General features: G+C 62.6%; 10 protein-coding genes. 4 read left to right on the top strand and 6 right to left on the bottom strand.

The annotated features are described in order from the left end of the window. Nucleotides 1-150: 150 nt before the first annotated feature. The 3 genes from AC1RQC_RS12790 to AC1RQC_RS12780 all read right to left on the bottom strand — a co-directional run bounded on the left by AC1RQC_RS12790 (nucleotide 151) and on the right by AC1RQC_RS12780 (nucleotide 4,046). Nucleotides 151-945 (bottom strand): SDR family oxidoreductase, encoded by a 795-nt coding sequence (locus AC1RQC_RS12790; protein ID WP_492374317.1) that lies wholly within the window; start codon nucleotides 943-945, stop codon nucleotides 151-153. A 179-nt stretch (nucleotides 946-1,124) separates the two neighbouring features. Then, nucleotides 1,125-3,254 (bottom strand): oxidoreductase, encoded by a 2,130-nt coding sequence (locus tag AC1RQC_RS12785; protein ID WP_492813900.1) that lies wholly within the window; start codon nucleotides 3,252-3,254, stop codon nucleotides 1,125-1,127. Nucleotides 3,255-3,443: 189 nt separating this feature from the next. Beyond that, nucleotides 3,444-4,046, bottom strand: coding sequence for a TetR/AcrR family transcriptional regulator (locus AC1RQC_RS12780; RefSeq protein WP_492374315.1), 603 nt, complete (start codon nucleotides 4,044-4,046; stop codon nucleotides 3,444-3,446). A gap of 274 nt (nucleotides 4,047-4,320) precedes the next feature. Between AC1RQC_RS12780 and AC1RQC_RS12775 the strand changes: the two genes are divergently transcribed. From AC1RQC_RS12775 to AC1RQC_RS12765, 3 genes are all read left to right on the top strand, one after another. Then, nucleotides 4,321-6,066 (top strand): FAD-binding protein, encoded by a 1,746-nt coding sequence (locus AC1RQC_RS12775; protein ID WP_492883561.1) that lies wholly within the window; start codon nucleotides 4,321-4,323, stop codon nucleotides 6,064-6,066. A gap of 814 nt (nucleotides 6,067-6,880) precedes the next feature. Continuing rightward, nucleotides 6,881-8,500: a hypothetical protein gene (locus tag AC1RQC_RS12770; RefSeq protein WP_492883559.1), complete on the top strand. Its 1,620-nt coding sequence runs from the start codon at nucleotides 6,881-6,883 to the stop codon at nucleotides 8,498-8,500. Between the two features lie 166 nt (nucleotides 8,501-8,666). After that, nucleotides 8,667-9,773 (top strand): porin, encoded by a 1,107-nt coding sequence (locus AC1RQC_RS12765; protein ID WP_492374312.1) that lies wholly within the window; start codon nucleotides 8,667-8,669, stop codon nucleotides 9,771-9,773. 62 nt (nucleotides 9,774-9,835) lie between these two features. Here AC1RQC_RS12765 and AC1RQC_RS12760 read toward each other — a convergent pair whose 3' ends face one another. Continuing rightward, on the bottom strand, nucleotides 9,836-10,912 hold the full coding sequence (locus tag AC1RQC_RS12760; RefSeq protein WP_492374311.1) for a 3-ketosteroid-9-alpha-monooxygenase, oxygenase component: 1,077 nt from the start codon (nucleotides 10,910-10,912) through the stop codon (nucleotides 9,836-9,838). 325 nt (nucleotides 10,913-11,237) lie between these two features. Between AC1RQC_RS12760 and AC1RQC_RS12755 the strand changes: the two genes are divergently transcribed. Then, nucleotides 11,238-12,368: a formylglycine-generating enzyme family protein gene (locus AC1RQC_RS12755; protein WP_492883557.1), complete on the top strand. Its 1,131-nt coding sequence runs from the start codon at nucleotides 11,238-11,240 to the stop codon at nucleotides 12,366-12,368. A 74-nt stretch (nucleotides 12,369-12,442) separates the two neighbouring features. Here the strand turns inward: AC1RQC_RS12755 and AC1RQC_RS12750 are convergent, their stop codons facing one another. Together AC1RQC_RS12750 and AC1RQC_RS12745 are read right to left on the bottom strand one after the other, a co-directional pair. After that, on the bottom strand, nucleotides 12,443-13,693 hold the full coding sequence (locus tag AC1RQC_RS12750) for an NADH:flavin oxidoreductase (RefSeq protein ID WP_492883555.1): 1,251 nt from the start codon (nucleotides 13,691-13,693) through the stop codon (nucleotides 12,443-12,445). A gap of 254 nt (nucleotides 13,694-13,947) precedes the next feature. Beyond that, nucleotides 13,948-16,410 (bottom strand): efflux RND transporter permease subunit, encoded by a 2,463-nt coding sequence (locus AC1RQC_RS12745; protein ID WP_492883553.1) that lies wholly within the window; start codon nucleotides 16,408-16,410, stop codon nucleotides 13,948-13,950. Nucleotides 16,411-16,456: the final 46 nt, after the last annotated feature.

Raw genomic sequence — 16,456 nt, 5'->3', positions numbered from 1 at the left:
GCCCTACTTGCACGCTACCATCCAGCGCTACAGCGAAAAGCAAGGCGGGGATAAGCTGTGCCACCCGCTAACTCGACCTCGACTGACTTTTCCGACAACCGGCCGGGCCGCCCCCCCCCAATTTGGATGCCGGCCCGGCGACCGTGCGGATCAGAACTCCAGCGGCCTTTGCACAGCGTCGACGCCACCGTCGATGAACACGACATTGCCGTGTAGATATGCCGCCTCGGGTCGGCACAGGAACGCGATCAGCGCGGCCACCTCATCGGGCTGCGCGCGCCGCCCAAGGGGAGGCAGAAAGTCGCGGATGGCATCGCCATAGCGCGGATCCCGCAGGCCAGCCTGCAGCATAGGTGTTTCCACCGCGCCAGGCGCAATCACATTCAGGCGCACCCCGGCCCGCCCCCAGCTGGCGGCGCGTTGCCGTGCCGCTGCCGCGACGGCGTTCTTCGCGCTCGCATACGCCAGATAGCCCGCCTGGGCGGCCTGCTCACCACCCGCCTCCTGCGCCGCGCGCACCAGGGCGTGCACGCCGTCCTCATCGCCCGCCAGGTAGGCGTCGCGCAGCGGGCTGCCTGCCCAGGACTGCAGCGTGGCCGAATTGGACGACACCACCACGGCGCACGGCGCCTTGCCCTGCCGCAATGCCGCGAACAAGCCGTCCAGCATGGCTACCACGCCGAAGTAGTTGACCGAGGCGACCAGCGTCGCAGGATCGACATGCGGGCCCAGACCAGCGCAACAGATCAGCCTGTCGATCCTGCCGCCGGACTGCGACAGCGCGCCATCGATAGCGGCCTCGCGTCCGTGCCGGGTGGAGAGGTCGGCTTGGATCTCGGCATCGCGCAGGTCGATGCCGATGACCCTGTCTCCGTCCGCCAGCAGGCGCCGGCGTACGGCCGCGCCCATGCCGGAGGCCGAGCCAGTGATGATGGTAGTTGTCATGGTGTTCGGTTTCGTGAGTGAAAAAGAGGAAAAAAGAAAAAGGCGAAATCAACGCTGTCTCCCGAGCGCTTTTTGGCCTCTTGCTTGATACTAGTCACCGGCCCGGCGAGCCGCTTCGTCTGGGCAGACTAAGGGGAATCCCGCAACACCCAGCCGGGGCACCGCTCTAAAGCCGGGAGTCATATTTGCGAGATTTCCTTTGCCGCTCTCGCCGCACCGCGCATAGCACCTTCGATATAGCCGATGCCGGTGCAATCGCCGACTTCATGGACCTTGAAGCCTTCGCTCTCCAACTGCCTGGCAAGCGTCAAGTCACCTGCCGCACCTTTAGCCACGATGACAGTATTCGCATCGACCGCCTGCGCATTGCCTGCCTGATCGGTGAAGCAAACCCTGTCAGGTTCGATCCGGATGTCCGAGGCACCCGGAAAGAGACCAAGGCCGTGCTCCTTAAGCTCCGCAAGCAGCCGCATCCGGCGGACTATCGTCAGTCCCGCGCCGAACCGCGGCGCCTCATCGACGACTGTCACCAATCGTCCGCGCTCGGACAGGAACTCGGCCAGTTCGAGACCGACCAGTTCGCCACCGATGATCACGACGTGCTTGCCCAACGGCATCCATTGCCGGGTCGCCTGGCGAACGAAATCGAGATTCGAGGTCAGGCCGCTCGCCGCACCGATCCTTGATGCCATGCGTGTCGCCCACCCGACCTTGCGCGCCAGTTCCTGTGAGCCTTCACCAAGCATCAGGCGGCGCATGTCGTCCCCGCTCATGACGTGCGGCAGGTCGTTTCCTGGTATCGGCGGCAATCCGCGCACCGCACCGGTTGCAACGACAACGACGTCCGGGGATAGCGTGCGCAGCAGCTCAGGCGTCGCTTGTGTGCGCAGGCGCACGTCGATTCGTGACGATTCAACCTGGTGCCGGAGCCAGTCGAGCAGTGGCTCGTTGGCCTCATAGGCGAGCGCGGCAATGCGCAACGTGCCGCCCAGCTGGTTGGCCTGCTCCAGCAGCGTCACTTGATGCCCGTCCAACCGTAGCCGCCGCGCCGATTCCATGCCACCAGGGCCTGCGCCGATAACCACGACCCGCTTGCCACCCTTCGGCGATTGACGATGCAAATACTCGAAACCGATTTCGGGGTTGACCGCGCAGCGCAGCGGCTTGCCAACGTAGATCGCGCTAATGCACGTGTAGCAGTAAATGCAGGGGAGTACGTCATCGGGCCGCCCTTCGGCAAGCTTTTGCGGCAGATGCGGGTCTGCTAGCAACTTTCTCCCCATGGAGACGAAATCGATCGAGCCATCGGCAATCCTTTCGTCGCCCAGCGCGGGCTCGATCCGGCCCGATGCGATGACCGGAATGCTGACCGCGGCCTTGATCCGCGCCGCAAACGGAAGATTGAGCCCGGGCTCATGCGGGGTATGCGATGCCGAATGCAACTTCGGCTTGCCCGCGTCGTGATAGGCGCTCACGGTGATCGCGTTGGCCCCCTCCTCCTCGACGATCCGCGCGGTGCGCACCGCCTCGTCAATCGTGATGCCGCCTGGAATGCCTTCCTCGCGCGAGTCGAGTTTGCACCACACAGGAAAATCGGGACCAACCGCCGTACGCACGGCCCGAATCACCTCGACCAGGAGACGGACGCGATTTTCCAGCGGGCCTCCATATTCATCGGTACGCCGGTTCGTCGTGGGCGAGATGAACGACGACAGGAGATAGCCATGCCCGCCATGGATCTCGACGCCGTCAAAGCCGGCCCGCCGCGCCCGGATCGCGGCCGCGGCAAATTGCGCGATCAGCGTGTCGATGTCGGCCTTCGTCATGACCTGAATCGTCACACTGGTGATGCGGCCGAACGGCGCCTCGGCCAACTCTTCGAGCAAGAACGCCTCGGTGAAATCGCCAGTGGGAGGTTCAGGCAGGGAGGGCGCCCACACCGGCCGCCCCGCAAGCATATCCTCCACGCCGATCAACCCGCCATGGTGCAACTGCGCGGCGATCTTTGCGCCGTGCGCGTGGACGGCTTCGGTCAGAGCGGTCAGGCCGGGAAGAAAGCGATCGTCCGAAATGGCGATCTGGTTCACCTGATTGGCACCGGTCGGCCAAGCCACGCCGGCGACGCCGGTGATGATCAGCCCCGCCCCCCCTTTGGCCTGCGATTCGTGATAGCGCACGATGCGCTCACCGCATTGGCCATCTGGCTCCGCAAGGCTCGCACCCATCGCGGTGACGACGATGCGGTTGCGTAGTGTCATCGTGCCGATTCGGCCAGGCGCCAACAGGTGGCGATACGATGTGCGACTCATTGACTGGCTCCTGTAATTGCGTCTTGATAGACATACCAGCACCAGCGCCACGGGAGCGCAAGGCGTGCCGTTTATCGCTCCGCATCGGTCATCCGATCGGCGCCAGTTGCGCACCGACAAGCGGGCAGAGGGGGGAAGCGTCTTTCGTTCACATGTGAATCTGTCATGCGGGCGGAATGCCGCACAAAGTCACGCAGTCCTACCAGGCCGGACGCCGCGGAGAATCCGCATCTGCCGGCGAATCGCACCCTCGTCCGCAGGAACCAGGCTATAGGCAAGCCCGATGCGGCTAGCCAGCGCAATGATGTCGTCCAGCGAGGCTGGCGTCGCGCCTGACTTCTCTACGTAATCGCGGTAGCGGTCAGCCAGCACCTTGTGCCACATGGGCTTGATGTTCTCGAGGATGTAGGGAAACACCTCCGCCGTAACGCTTCTGGCCAGGTAGTCCTGACGAAGCCCGGCGAGGCGTTGCCGGTACTTCACGGCAAAACACACGCACTCTTCGAGATACCCCTCGAAATCCCCCTCGTAGCCCGACAAGCTACGCTGCATCTCCTCGAAAAAGACGCCGTTTTCCGCGTCAATCGCGGCTTGGATCAGATCATTCCGGGTGCTGTAGTAGCGGTAAAGGGTTCTGCGTGAAATGTTGGCGCGCTTGGCCACATCATCCACGGTGAAACCCTCGATACCCATCTCGGCCATGCAGTCGAGCGTGGACCTCAGAATCAGGACGCGCCCTTGCTCGGGACTGTCTATTCGGCTGGCGTCTCCCCAGCGAAGTTGTCTATTCATTCGGAACCTTGCCTCTTGCGGAGTGATGCGCTCTTGATCGCAGTGTGATCCCGGCATTGCCGTAGCGCCTTCACCCAGTATTGCACAAAGAATATTTTTTGTGCCATTGTTTTGACTCATTTCTGTATTTATGTGCCATAGTGGCCGCACCCGATGCGCTTTGCCGCGCTCGGAAACGGGCAACTTGTTGACCTCTGAACCGGCGTACTTCGGCCCGCCTAACCACTGACTGGTACAGGTCACCTGGAAAACACTTAACGTTGAAGGCAAGCCAATGAACAACAGCAATCCGGCCGTGAATTGGGATACAACGTACGACGTGGTGGTCGCCGGTTCCGGGGCAGGCGCGATGACGGCCGCGCTGCGCGCACACGATCTCGGTCTGACCGTGCTCCTCATCGAGAAAAGCCCGCACTATGGGGGCACGACGGCTATTTCCGGCGGCGGAATCTGGATCCCTTGCAATGATCAGATCCAATCTCTCGGCGGCAACGACTCCTATGAGGAAGCGGTGGCGTATCTCCGGGATGTCATAGGGGAAGATTTCGATCTGAGCAGAATCAATGCCTATCTCAAAAACGGGCCGGAGATGGTCCACTATCTCGCCACGCAGGCGCAGACGCATTTCCACGCGGTGCCCCGTTATCCCGACTACTATCCGGACCGCACGGGAGGAAAGCCGGGCTACCGCACCATGGAGCCAGCGGCATTCGACGCGCGCCGGCTCGGCGATGCATTTGACGAACTCCGCGCCCCATCGCCCGCCACCCTGGTCGGCGGGCGCATAGCGCTGACGCAGATCGAAGCCCACACCATCGTAGCGAAGGAGTCCGGCTGGCTCGGCCTGTTGGCACGCCTCGCGTTCCGGTACGCAACGGATTTGCGCTGGCGCTGCCGAACGCCCAGGGACCGCCGGCTGACGCTTGGCAACGCCTTGGTCGCAAGCCTGCGTGCGGCACTCGCACATCGGTCCATACCACTGTGGCTCAACACCCCGATGCGCACGCTCCACGCGCACGATGCCCGCGTGATCGGCGTGGCGGTGGAGCGGCAGGGACGCGAGTACAACGTACGCGCGCGATGCGCGGTGGTGCTCGCCTGTGGAGGTTTCGAATCCAGCCAGGAAATGCGCGACCAATACCTGCCGAAGCCCACGCAAGCCGAATGGACAGCCGCCCCGCCCATCAATACCGGAGATGGAATTCGGGCCGGTCTCAAGCTCGGCGCGAACGTTTCGCTGATGGGATACACATGGGGTGTGCCGACGGTACGGGTTCCCGGGGAGGAAAAACAACGCGGGCTTTTCGTGGAGCGCTCATTGCCGCGATGCGTGCTGGTCAATCGGCTCGGTCGACGCTTCGTCAACGAAGCAGCGCCGTACCCGGACATCATCCACGCCATGTATGCCGACCATGCGCAAACAAATGCGAATGTGCCGGCATGGCTCGTGTTCGACGCGGAGTATAGAAAACGCTATCCCTGCGGCGTGCTGCTTCCCGGCAGCATACAGCCTGACTCCCGGATTCCGCATGGCTGGCTGGACCATGTCATCTATCGCGCCGGAACGCTGGCCGAACTGGCCACAAAAATCGGCGTCGATCCACGCGGCCTTGCCACGACTGTCGCGCAAATGAACGCCTATGCGTCGGATGGTACCGACCTCGAATTCGGCAAGGGAAGCAATATCTTCGACCGCTACTATGGCGACATCTCCTCCAAGCCGAACCCGTGCCTGGGCCCGATCGACCGCGCCCCTTTCTACGCGCTGCGGATCGATCCCGGCGAGATCGGCACCAAGGGCGGATTGAGCACAGACGCCTGCGCCCGCGTCCTCCGTCCCGATGGCAGCGTCATCGAGGGATGCTATGCGATCGGCAATACCTCGGCCGCGGTCATGGGAAAAACCTATCCCGGACCAGGTTCGACTATCGGGCCGGCGATGACCTTTGGCTACATCGCCGCGAATCAGATCGCGGCAGAGAAAATCGGCGGAGGCAATCGCCGCCCATACGCAGATTGAGACGGGCTGGAAACCGTGAAGTCCGACGTTGCCCAGAGCTTAACGACCAGAGGGAAGCTGGAACGTTTACCCCCGCGGGATCTATACGCAATCCGGGCTAACCCTCCTCTTGCTGCCACAAAAACACTTCCGAGCCGCGGTTGGCTGAACGGCTTTGCAGAGCCCCCCTTAAAGCTACCCATGACGCACATATGTGCATAGTCCGATTGGACGATGTTGACTCCAGATCCCGCAAATATGCTTCGATCAAGAGACCGGCCCTAACGGTACAACAGGAGTCGGCACCTGCCCATGGTGGGCGGTAGCAAGAGGAGACAGCGATGAGAGCATGGTTGCGGGCGGGTAGTCTGTTTGGGGCCGGTGCGGCCGTGGCCCTGGGTCTTGCGTTTGCTGAGGGCCTGCCGTCTGCCCGGTTCGGTTTTGATCCGGAGAGCGCGATCAGACGCGACGCACACCTGGCCGGCGAAGAAACCAATGGCGCGGCTATCATGCAGGCGTCTTGCGACGACACCTGCCGGCAGAGCATTGGGGTTGCCGCGGTTGCCCTCCTGAATCACCGCAGCGTCCCATAGTGTACGTTCCATGCCGACGGGCCTGGTCAGATCCGTGCCGCAATGCCGGCAAGATGCTGCGCCCAGATGTCCCCGCCACCTTCACATTGGCGTTGTTGGCCACAGCAAGCCGCCGGGCGGCACGCCCGCGTGAGCGCATCGTGCATTCCGCCGATTGAATGGCTCCGCCGAACAACCTCAATTCGTCAGCCTCACCTCACAATCACAGCCATACTTATCCACGGAGTTACCCAATGAGAGCATTGCTCTTCGCGTCGACCGCGGTTGCGCTTGCCACAGCAAGCCTGACGTGCGCGCAAGCCGCCCAGCAAGAGAACGCCACCTTCCCGGGCCGCAACCCGTGGCTGACCGACAGCGTCTATCCCATTTCGCACGACAATCCGGCCGCGACCGATTCCGTCCCGCATGCCGGCCCAACCAAGGGCCGCAGGCTGTCGACAGACGATGTGAAGTCCGTTCCAACCGTCTTTACCTCGAATCCCACAGTGAAGAAGATCGGCGACAAGACGATCATCTTCGCTGCCGGCGTCGAGGGCATCAGCAAGATCGACGCGACTGGTGAGGCCTATGACCTGATCTCACTCCTGCCCTACCCTGGAATGGAGAAACTGGCCACGAATGCCAATCGCGAGAAGATCCGGGCGGCACTGGAGGAAGTCGATGCCGCTCGGCGCGCGAATGATGACGCCAAGCTGCTGGCACTGTCGGGGAAGATGGAGGAACTGGGCTTCAAGCGCCAGTCGCTGGCCAACGGCGCCTACAACATGATTGACAAGGATGGCGTTCACTATGCGGCCTTTGGTGGCCTGAAGATCCTCAAGTCCACCGACGACAATGATCCGAAGAAGCCACTGCGCGTCGTCAAATTCCGGGACTTCTCGGAGGCATTGCCTGAGGACATGCGCAAATCTGCCATCATCGGCATGGGCATGACCTACGCCGGCGATGTCGTTGCCGCGGCGCATGGCGCAGTGCTCCTGCTGGACCGCGACCTCAATCTCAAGAGCACGCTGCTGCTGCCGGGCGAGGCGATCGAAAACAGCATCTGCATTGACGAGAATAGCGGCATCTATGTGGTCACCTCCAAGCGCATGCTCAAGATCGTCTGGACCGGCAACAAGTTGTCCTATGATGAAGCCGATGGTGGCTGGCAGTCCGACTACAACACCATGAGCAGGGCGCAGGCCATCGCTGCCGGCGCTCTGACGACTTCTGGCGGATCCGGCACCACGCCGACGCTGATGGGCTTCGGCAACGACCCAGACAAGCTGGTTGTGATTGCCGACGGTGATGAAAAGGGAGCCAACCTCGTGGCCTTCTGGCGCGACCGGATTCCGCCCGGATTCAAGCAGAAGCCGGGCACCAAGTCCGCACGCATCGCTGATCAGATTCCGCTGGAGATATCCAAGGCCACGGTCGAGCCGTCACCGGAGGTGCTGGGCTATGGCGTCGCCCTGCTGAATAACTCCTACCCGAAGCCCGCGCCCGATATATGGGGCAACGCGATAACGCCCGGCCTGACCCGGCCCGCCCCGCGTGGGGTGGTCAAGTTCAACTGGAACACTCGGACGAAGTCATTCGAGAAGGCCTGGGTGAACAAGGAGATCGACAACACGGATGTGATGGTCCCTGTCATTTCCGCCAAGAGCAACATGATCTACCTCGCCAACAAGGAAAACGGCAACTACGAGTACGTAGGCCTTGACTGGGATACCGGCGCCATCAAGGCCCGCTGGCCGTTCCCGGACGACAGCCGCAAATGGAACGCCTGGGGCGGCATTACCGCATTGCTCGAGGATGGGGATCTGCTGATCGGCGGCATCTTCTCCACGAAGCGGGTGAACGTTGGCGACGGGAAGTAGCGGCGCACGCCTGATGGCACGCAGGGCGCAGACATTGCGGGAGCGTCGCCTGGCGACACCTTCGGCCGGGAAAGGGCTATTATTCCAACGGCAATGCACGCACTGTTTTTGCCGAGGCAAGTACTGTAGAGAGGTTCCCCGATAAGCTGACAAGGAGAGCGGCGACATGGAAATGAGACACTTTGCAGCCACCGTCGCCGTCCTGGCCGCGGGTAGTGCCTATGCCCAGTCAAGCGTCACACTGTATGGCCTGATTGACGTGGGCATCGAATACCAAAACCACCAGCCCGGCGGCAACCATGACGTGACGCGCCTGACCTCCGGCAACCTGGCCGGCAGCCGTTGGGGCCTGCGCGGCGTGGAAGACCTGGGAGGTGGCCTGAAGGGAGTCTTCGTGCTGGAAAACGGCTTCACGGTGGACGACGGCAAGTCATCCTTCTCAGGCCGTCTGTTTGGTCGCCAGGCCTATGTCGGCCTGCAGAACAAATGGAACGCCCTGACCCTGGGCCGGCATCAGACCCCGTTCCATGATTTCAACGTTGACTTCGACCCGATGGCCGTCAGCACCAACTACTCGATCCTGGGGCAGGACGCCGCTTTCGGCAGCCGTGCCGATAACTCGGTCAAGTACGTCGGCACCTTCAGTGGCCTGTCCGCCAGGGCCCTGTACAGCTTTGGCGCGAACACCGGCGCCGGCGCCTCTGGTGAGGTCCCTGGCAGCCCGAAGATCGGGCGCGAGTACAGTGCCAGCCTGACCTACGCTGCGGGTCCGTTCGCTGTCGGCGCCATCTACGACTCGACCAATCCCGGCGCGGCTGCGACCGGTGCCCTGACGGATGCCGAAATCCGCCGCGCCGGCCTGGCCGGTTCGTACGCCATCGGCCCCGTCAAGGCCTACGCTGGCTATCGTTGGGCCAAGGCGCTCGGTGGCGCCACGCTGCCGGGCAACCTCGGCCCTAACAACGTCTCGAATTTGTACTGGCTGGGTCTGCGCTATCTGCTGACCCCGGCATTGTCCCTGACAGGCGTTGCCTACTTCCAGGACTTCCGGGGCACCAATGCGGATCCGTGGAGCTTCGTGGCATCGGCTGACTACGCTCTGTCCAAGCGTACAGATGCTTACTTGAACCTCGGTTACACCAAGAACAAGGATGGTTCGAATCTGGGTCTGACCGCAGGTGGCACCGGCTCCGTCCAGGGCAGCGGCTTCGGCACAGTTGCCGGCTCGGAAAACCAGTTCGGTGCGGTGCTTGGCATCCGTCACAAGTTCTAGCAGGCTGTCCCCTAGAAATCCGCTGCCACCTCCGGATCGGAGACGGCAGCGCCCTCTTCCTCCTACGCTTCAAATACATGATGCAGTTTTGGCGCATCAATTCCCGCTATATTCATCTCGATCACCTTGCGCCCGACACTGGCTGGCCGTACCTCCTCGGCGTCTATATAGAACTGGCTATACCAGTCCCGCATCTGGTAGATGGGCCCATCTCCCTCGCACAAAAGCGGATTGTCGGTGCGGATCTTGGAATCCCAGATGGCCACATCCTCGTAGAAGGCATTGCGCGCCTGTTCCACGTAGGCTTGCGCAATCGCCTCATTCTGCTCGTCGGAAAGGCCGGGGACCTTCTTTACCAGGACACCATAGCGCAGCTCGAAGCTGTTCATGTCGATGGGCACATGGCAGTTGAGCAGAATCGAATGGATCGGCTGACCGTCCATCTGGCCACGCATTTCCGTAATGTGGTACGCCGGGCCGAAATAGGTGGATAACGCGGTCAGGCAATCTCCGGCGGAGAGTCGGGCGCTGCGGCCGACCAGCACTTGCGTGGCCTTGTGGCCCTCGAACAGATTGGCGAAGTAGTCGATCGGCGCACCGTGCACGGTGTCGAAGTGAGCCATATCGGAGATATTGTCGACCAATTCCCGGCAGTTCGTTTGAATCACCATCTTGTCGATTGCCCACGCGGACCATTGCTCCGAGTAGCATGCCTCGATGCGCGGGATCGCCACCTCGGGTGGAGGTGCGTTGCCCTGGGGATCGTGCCAGATGAAGAGCAGATTGTTCTGCTCGCATGTATCCCAGCTGCCGATGCGCGCCTTCGGCGGCACTCGCTTGCAGTAAGGGATCGACTTGCAAGCGCCATCGCCGCCCCACTGCCAACCATGGAAGGGGCACACCAGCTGGTCACCTTGCACGGTACCGGTACTAAGGTCCGCGCCCATATGCGGGCAATAGCTATCAATGATGCGAATGGTGCCGGCGGAATCGGCAAAGGCGGCAAGGCGGCGGCCGAAGATGTTCAGTGTGTGCGGCTTCCCGTCGCGGTAATCCGCGACCGGCCCAAGGCAATGCCAGCCGCGCGCATACCGCGATTCCAGCGGCCGGGATTCAATTTTGTAGCCAGGTGCAGGCATGTCTCCTCCTTTTGATTTAGCACGTTCCACAGTACATAGCCCAGGGCCATGCCTCATCGTCTCTTCAGACTAGACAGCGAAAGATGCACGCGGTGGGCGTAGCCGATCAAAGCGAGCCCGGAGATGGCACACATAAATGCTTCGGTAGTCCGGGAAGACGATGCCAGGCAGTTGTATCATCGCGATCATCGGATAGTCGGCGGCTCCTCCTCTATCGCCCAACGTGGACGACATCGATGAGCCAGGCCAGGAATCAACCCACTAAATTCATCGCACGCCCAGACAGACCGCGGGACGCTGCGACAAAAAAGGATTAGGAAATACCATGAAACGCCGAGCGCTTATCTCGGGATTACTGGCAACCGGAGTTGCCGGCGCGGCTGGACTGCTGAGCGCGAAATACTTCAGGGGTTCTTCCAAGACAGGCCAGTTCAAGGGGCCCGTGATCGGCGATGGGGTGACAGGCCCCAAAGGCATGGTCTGGGTCCCTGGGGGGACATTCTTGATGGGCAGTTCATCCAAGCGGGCCCTTCCCAGCGAAGGACCGGCCCACCGCGTGCAAGTCAGCGGGTTCTGGATGGACAGTTTCGATGTGACAAACGCCGATTTCAGACGCTTCACCGAAGCCACTCGGTACGTCACGACAGCTGAGCAGAAACCAAAGTGGGAAGACATACGCCCGCAACTGCCGCCCGGCACGCCAGAGCCCGATCCCGGGACGCTTGTCCCCGGCAGCATGGTATTTGTCGGCACGAGCGAACCCGTCGACCTGGGCGATTGGTCGCGCTGGTGGAGGTATGTGCCTGGGGCAAATTGGCAGCATCCGCTCGGCCCCCATAGCAATCTGGCCGATAGGGAGAATCATCCTGTGGTGCAGGTGTCGTACGTTGACGCGCTGAACTACGCCCGTTGGGCTGGAAGGCGCCTGCCGACCGAAGTGCAGTGGGAATTCGCCGCGCGTGGCGGCCTCGAACAAGCGGACTACGCCTGGGGAGACGAGCTCACTCCCGATGGCAAGAAGATGGCCAATACGTGGGACGACCGGGGGCGTCAGTTTCCGGTTGTCAGCCGCAATGAAAAGGTCCAGGTCGGCACATTGCCCGTTGGCAATTTCGCGCCGAACGGCTATGGCATCTACGATATGGCCGGCAATGTCTGGCAATGGACGGCTGACTGGTATCGCTCCGACGCGTTCGCCATCGCGGCCCGCAAAGGACAAGCCTTGGACCCCCAAGGCCCCGTCGACTCCTATGACCCCGACGATGCAGGGGTACCCGTCGACGCCCCCAAGCGAGTCATACGGGGTGGCTCTTTTTTGTGCAGCGAGACTTATTGCACCAGCTACCGGGTCAGCGCAAGGAGAGGGTCGGACCCGTTCAGCGCCATGTCACACCTGGGCTTTCGCACGATCATGACGCAACAGGACTGGCTTGCCAGGAAATCAAGTACCGGCTGACAGCGCGTCGGTCCGGGCGTGGCGTCGGGAAGCCGGGCGAAATCGGCCCGGCATCGGTGGTCGGAAGTCACGCATCAATCAGCCTGCGCGGCAGCCAGTATCGTGGTCAGCCTGGGATCCGCCGGTGGCCCGTAAATGCAGGAAACGCCGGCGGGATCATAGATTTTTGCCACGCAAGCATTACAGCTGTCGCATGCCGAACGTGTCACCGCGCCGGTTCGCCAGTGATCGGCCAGGGCGGGATCATGGATCAGCGCCCGCGCCAGGGCAACGCAGTCGAAGCCCTCGCCCAACAGCTGCCGCACATTGTCCAGCGACTTCACGCCGCCAATATAGGCCAGCGGCATCCGCACCGCCTGGCGGATCACCCGGGAAGCCTCAAGGAAATACAGTTCACGGAACTTCAGCTCGCGCGGGGTACGCTTCTCCAGAATCGAGATGCCGAGCCTGGCCAGCGCGTGCGGCGCCGTGGCTTTCATCTGGGCCGTCGGCATCGCACTGCCAAACAACACCCACGGGCTTTCGACATTACGTCCGCCACTCAGCGTCAGCAGGTCAGCCCCCTCCCTTTCCAGGATGCGCGCCGTGATGGCGGAATCCGCTGCCTCGTTGCCGCCGGGCACACCGTCAACCACACTCAGTTTGCAGCACACCGCCTGTTCTGCCCCGACGGCGTCCTTGACGTGGCGCAGCACCATCGCCGGGAAGCGCGTGCGGTTTTCCACTTCACCGCCAAAACGGTCGCGCCGCCGGTTGCTGAGCGGAGACAGGAACTGATTGAGCAGGTAGCCGTGCCCCATATGGATCTCGACCGCGTCAAAGCCCGCCTCCCGCGCGAGGCGCGCAGCATCGGCGAACTGCATGGCGACCCGGGACATATCGCTCTCGCCCATGGCGCGCTGGAAATACACGCCATACATCATGCCGAAGGCATTCAAGCCAGCCGATGCGGTCAGCGGGGCACGGCTCCCGCCGTGCCGCATCATCGTAAACGAGCCGGCATGCGTAATCTGCAGGCAAGCCGCAGCGCCCTCTCGATGCACGGCATCGGTCAGCACCCGCAGATGCGGTACGGCCTCGCGGGTCAGGACGAGCTGATGCGAGAAGGTCAGCCCCTCCTGCGCGACGGCAGCATACGCGACTACCGTCATGCCGATGCCGCCGGCAGCGATATCCCGGTGATGCTTGACCAGCGCCCGTGTCGGCAATCCTTGCGGTGTCATGCCCTCATTCGCACCTGCCTTGATCAGGCGGTTGCGCAACGCAAGGGGGCCGATCCGGATCGTTGAGAACGGCGATCCATCAGTGGGGGCCTGCTGCGACATCCTATTCTCCTTCCTGCGCGATGCTATGTCGCGCCTGGCACGCCACGCCCTGCCTCATGCAGCAGGGCCGCCGGCTACTATCGTTTGATGACTGCCCCACGGCCCGGCCCGGCCATCCGCGGGACGCTATGTCGAATCGCGAGGAGTGCACTCGCGATGTCCAGATCGAGATGTGAATTGTAAGCGTCCGCCCCCGCCGAATTGCAGCAGATTCTTCAAATGATGACGGGCCGGCCGCGCGAAGGCCCGGCGGTTCAGGCCGCGTCGGACTTGAACGGGCGCCCTTCGCTACCGGCCATCTTGCCCACGCGTGCCTGCGCGCCGCGGGCTTTGTTGCCGGCCGGCCGGCGTTCCTCCTCTTCCACGCCCAGCCAGCTCGCCAGCGCCGGCAACAGGAAGACGGCGCCGAACAGGTTGACCATGAACATGAAGGCCAGCAGGATGCCCATGTCTGCCTGGAACTTGAGCGCCGCGAAGGCCCACGTACCCACCCCGATGCACATTGTCATGGCGGTGAACAAGGCGGCATTGCCACGCTGGCGCATGGCCTCGGCAAACGCCTGCGGCAGGCTCTGCCCTTCATGGCGCAACTGGTGCTGCATGCGCTCATAAAGATAGATGCCATAGTCCACGCCAACCCCTACGCCCAGCGTGATCACCGGCAGCGTCGAGACCTTCAGGCCGATCCCCAGCCACGCCATCAGCGCACTGCAAAGGACGGACACCAGCGTCAGCGGCACGATGATGCACAGCACGGCCCGCCAGGAACGGAAGGTCAGCAGGCACAGCAGCGTGATGGCGCCGAAGATCGCCAGCAGCATGGTTACCTCGGCTTCGTCCACCGCTTCGTTGGTGGCTGCCATCACGCCGATATTGCCGCCGGCGAGGCGGAACGCCACGTTCGGCGTCTTGTCCGCGGCAATCAGGTGCTGGATCTCCTTGACGATATGGGCAATGGTGGCGCCTTCGTGATTGGCTGTGTAGATCAACACCTGGATGGCCTGGCAGTTCGCGGTGTTCATGCCGTTCTCCGGATCGAAGGCCTTGGCGCCCTGGGTCAGGCCATCGCTATTGCGCGGCAGCGCCTCCCAGCGTGGATTGCCTTCGTTGAAGGCGCCGATCATCACCTTGGCGAGCGACGGCACGCTCACCACCGATTGCACACCCGCCACACCGCGCAGATTCATCTCGAAGCGCTCCACCGCGCTCATCACCGGATAGTGCAGGCAGGCGTCGTCAAAGCCTTTGGGTTCCACCACCACCGTGAGTACGTCCACGCCGATGTTGTACTGGCCGACGATCTGCACGTTATCGCGGTTATAGCGCGAATCGGCGCGCAGTTCCGGGGCACCGTTGCCGATATCGCCGACCCTTAGTCCCCGTGACTGCACCGCACCGAACGCCAACAGCGCCAGCGACACGCCGAACACCACCAGTGCCGGCCCCGGGCGGGCAAAGTGGCCGAACCGGTTCCAGAAGGTGCCATGCCGCCCGGCACGCGCCCTGGCGGCCGCCACCACGCGGGGCTCCAGTCGCGTGTACGACAGCAGCAGCGGCAGGAACACCTTGTTGGTGACAATCATCAGCAATACGCCGAGGCATGCGGTAATGCCCAGCTCACGCACGATCTCGATCTCGATACGCATGATGACCATGAAACCCAGTGCGTTGGTCAGCAAGGCCACCGTGCCGGGGAGAAACAGCTTGCAGAAGGCCGCGCGCGCGCTCTCGACCGGGTCATTGCCCTGCACCACTTCCTGTTTCCAGGCATTGGTCATCTGCACCGCGTGCGAGACGCCGATGGAAAAGATCAGGAACGGCACCAGGATGGACATTGGGTCGATGCCGTAGCCCAGCAGCGGCAGCAAGCCTAGCAGCCACCCCACCGGCAGCAGCGCCACCACCAGCGCCAGCAGGGTAATGCGCAGCGAACGCGTGTAGAAGAACAGCATCAGCGCCGTCACCGCAAAGGCCAGCGCGAAGAACACCATCACCCCGGCAATGCCGTCTTCCACATCGCCGACAAGCTTGGCAAAGCCGATAATGCTCACCTCCACATCCGTGCCGCCCAGGCCGGTGCGGATTTGCTCCAACTGGCGTGCCACCTTGCCGTAGTCGAGCGCCTTGCCCGTAGCGGGATCCACATCGCTCAGATCGGCGCGGATCAGCGCGGACTTCAGGTCATTGCTTACCAGCCGGCCGATCTGGCCTGAGCGCGCCGCGTTGCGGCGTACCTGGTCGAGCTGCTCCGGGGTACCCGAGTATCGGCCCGGTACCACCACATCCCCCCGGAATCCCACCTCGGTCACCTCGGTGTAGCGCACATTCGGCGTAAATAGCGAGAACACATGTGAGCGGCGCACGCCTGGAATAAAGAACACATCGTCGGTAGCACGACGCAGCTTGTCCATGAAGGCCGGGTTGTAGATATCGCCTTCGCCCTTCCAGCGCAGGCTGATCAGCACGGTATTGGCCCCGGAGAACGTGCCGGCGTACTTGGTGAACACCTGCATATAGGGATGCTGCAGCGGGATCATCTTGTTGAAGCCCGGATCGAGCCGCAGGCGCGTGGCGGACAAGCCCATCGCCATGGTCATCGCCAGGCACAGCACCAGCAACAGGCGGCGGCGCCGGATCAACAGGTCCGCGCAATGCGCGACGAAGCGGCTCAGGCGGGTGGTGGGGGCCCGGGGGCCGGGGATTTCGGGGCGGGTCATGGCGTTCTCGCTTCTATGCAATGCGGTGAGGTGCTAAGCGCTGCTG

The sequence above is a fragment of the Cupriavidus sp. GW822-FHT03E04 genome, assembly GCF_058801495.1.
This window is presented reverse-complemented; position numbering and strand designations above follow the sequence as displayed.

What these genes read in the sequence shown, in the direction of transcription:
- AC1RQC_RS12765 (WP_492374312.1), top strand. Translation starts at nt 8,667, where the DNA reads ATGGAAATGAGACACTTTGCAGCCACCGTCGCCGTCCTGGCCGCGGGT.
- AC1RQC_RS12780 (WP_492374315.1), bottom strand. Translation starts at nt 4,046, where the DNA reads ATGAATAGACAACTTCGCTGGGGAGACGCCAGCCGAATAGACAGTCCC.
- AC1RQC_RS12755 (WP_492883557.1), top strand. Translation starts at nt 11,238, where the DNA reads ATGAAACGCCGAGCGCTTATCTCGGGATTACTGGCAACCGGAGTTGCC.
- AC1RQC_RS12745 (WP_492883553.1), bottom strand. Translation starts at nt 16,410, where the DNA reads ATGACCCGCCCCGAAATCCCCGGCCCCCGGGCCCCCACCACCCGCCTG.
- AC1RQC_RS12775 (WP_492883561.1), top strand. Translation starts at nt 4,321, where the DNA reads ATGAACAACAGCAATCCGGCCGTGAATTGGGATACAACGTACGACGTG.
- AC1RQC_RS12750 (WP_492883555.1), bottom strand. Translation starts at nt 13,693, where the DNA reads ATGTCGCAGCAGGCCCCCACTGATGGATCGCCGTTCTCAACGATCCGG.
- AC1RQC_RS12785 (WP_492813900.1), bottom strand. Translation starts at nt 3,254, where the DNA reads ATGAGTCGCACATCGTATCGCCACCTGTTGGCGCCTGGCCGAATCGGC.
- AC1RQC_RS12790 (WP_492374317.1), bottom strand. Translation starts at nt 945, where the DNA reads ATGACAACTACCATCATCACTGGCTCGGCCTCCGGCATGGGCGCGGCC.
- AC1RQC_RS12760 (WP_492374311.1), bottom strand. Translation starts at nt 10,912, where the DNA reads ATGCCTGCACCTGGCTACAAAATTGAATCCCGGCCGCTGGAATCGCGG.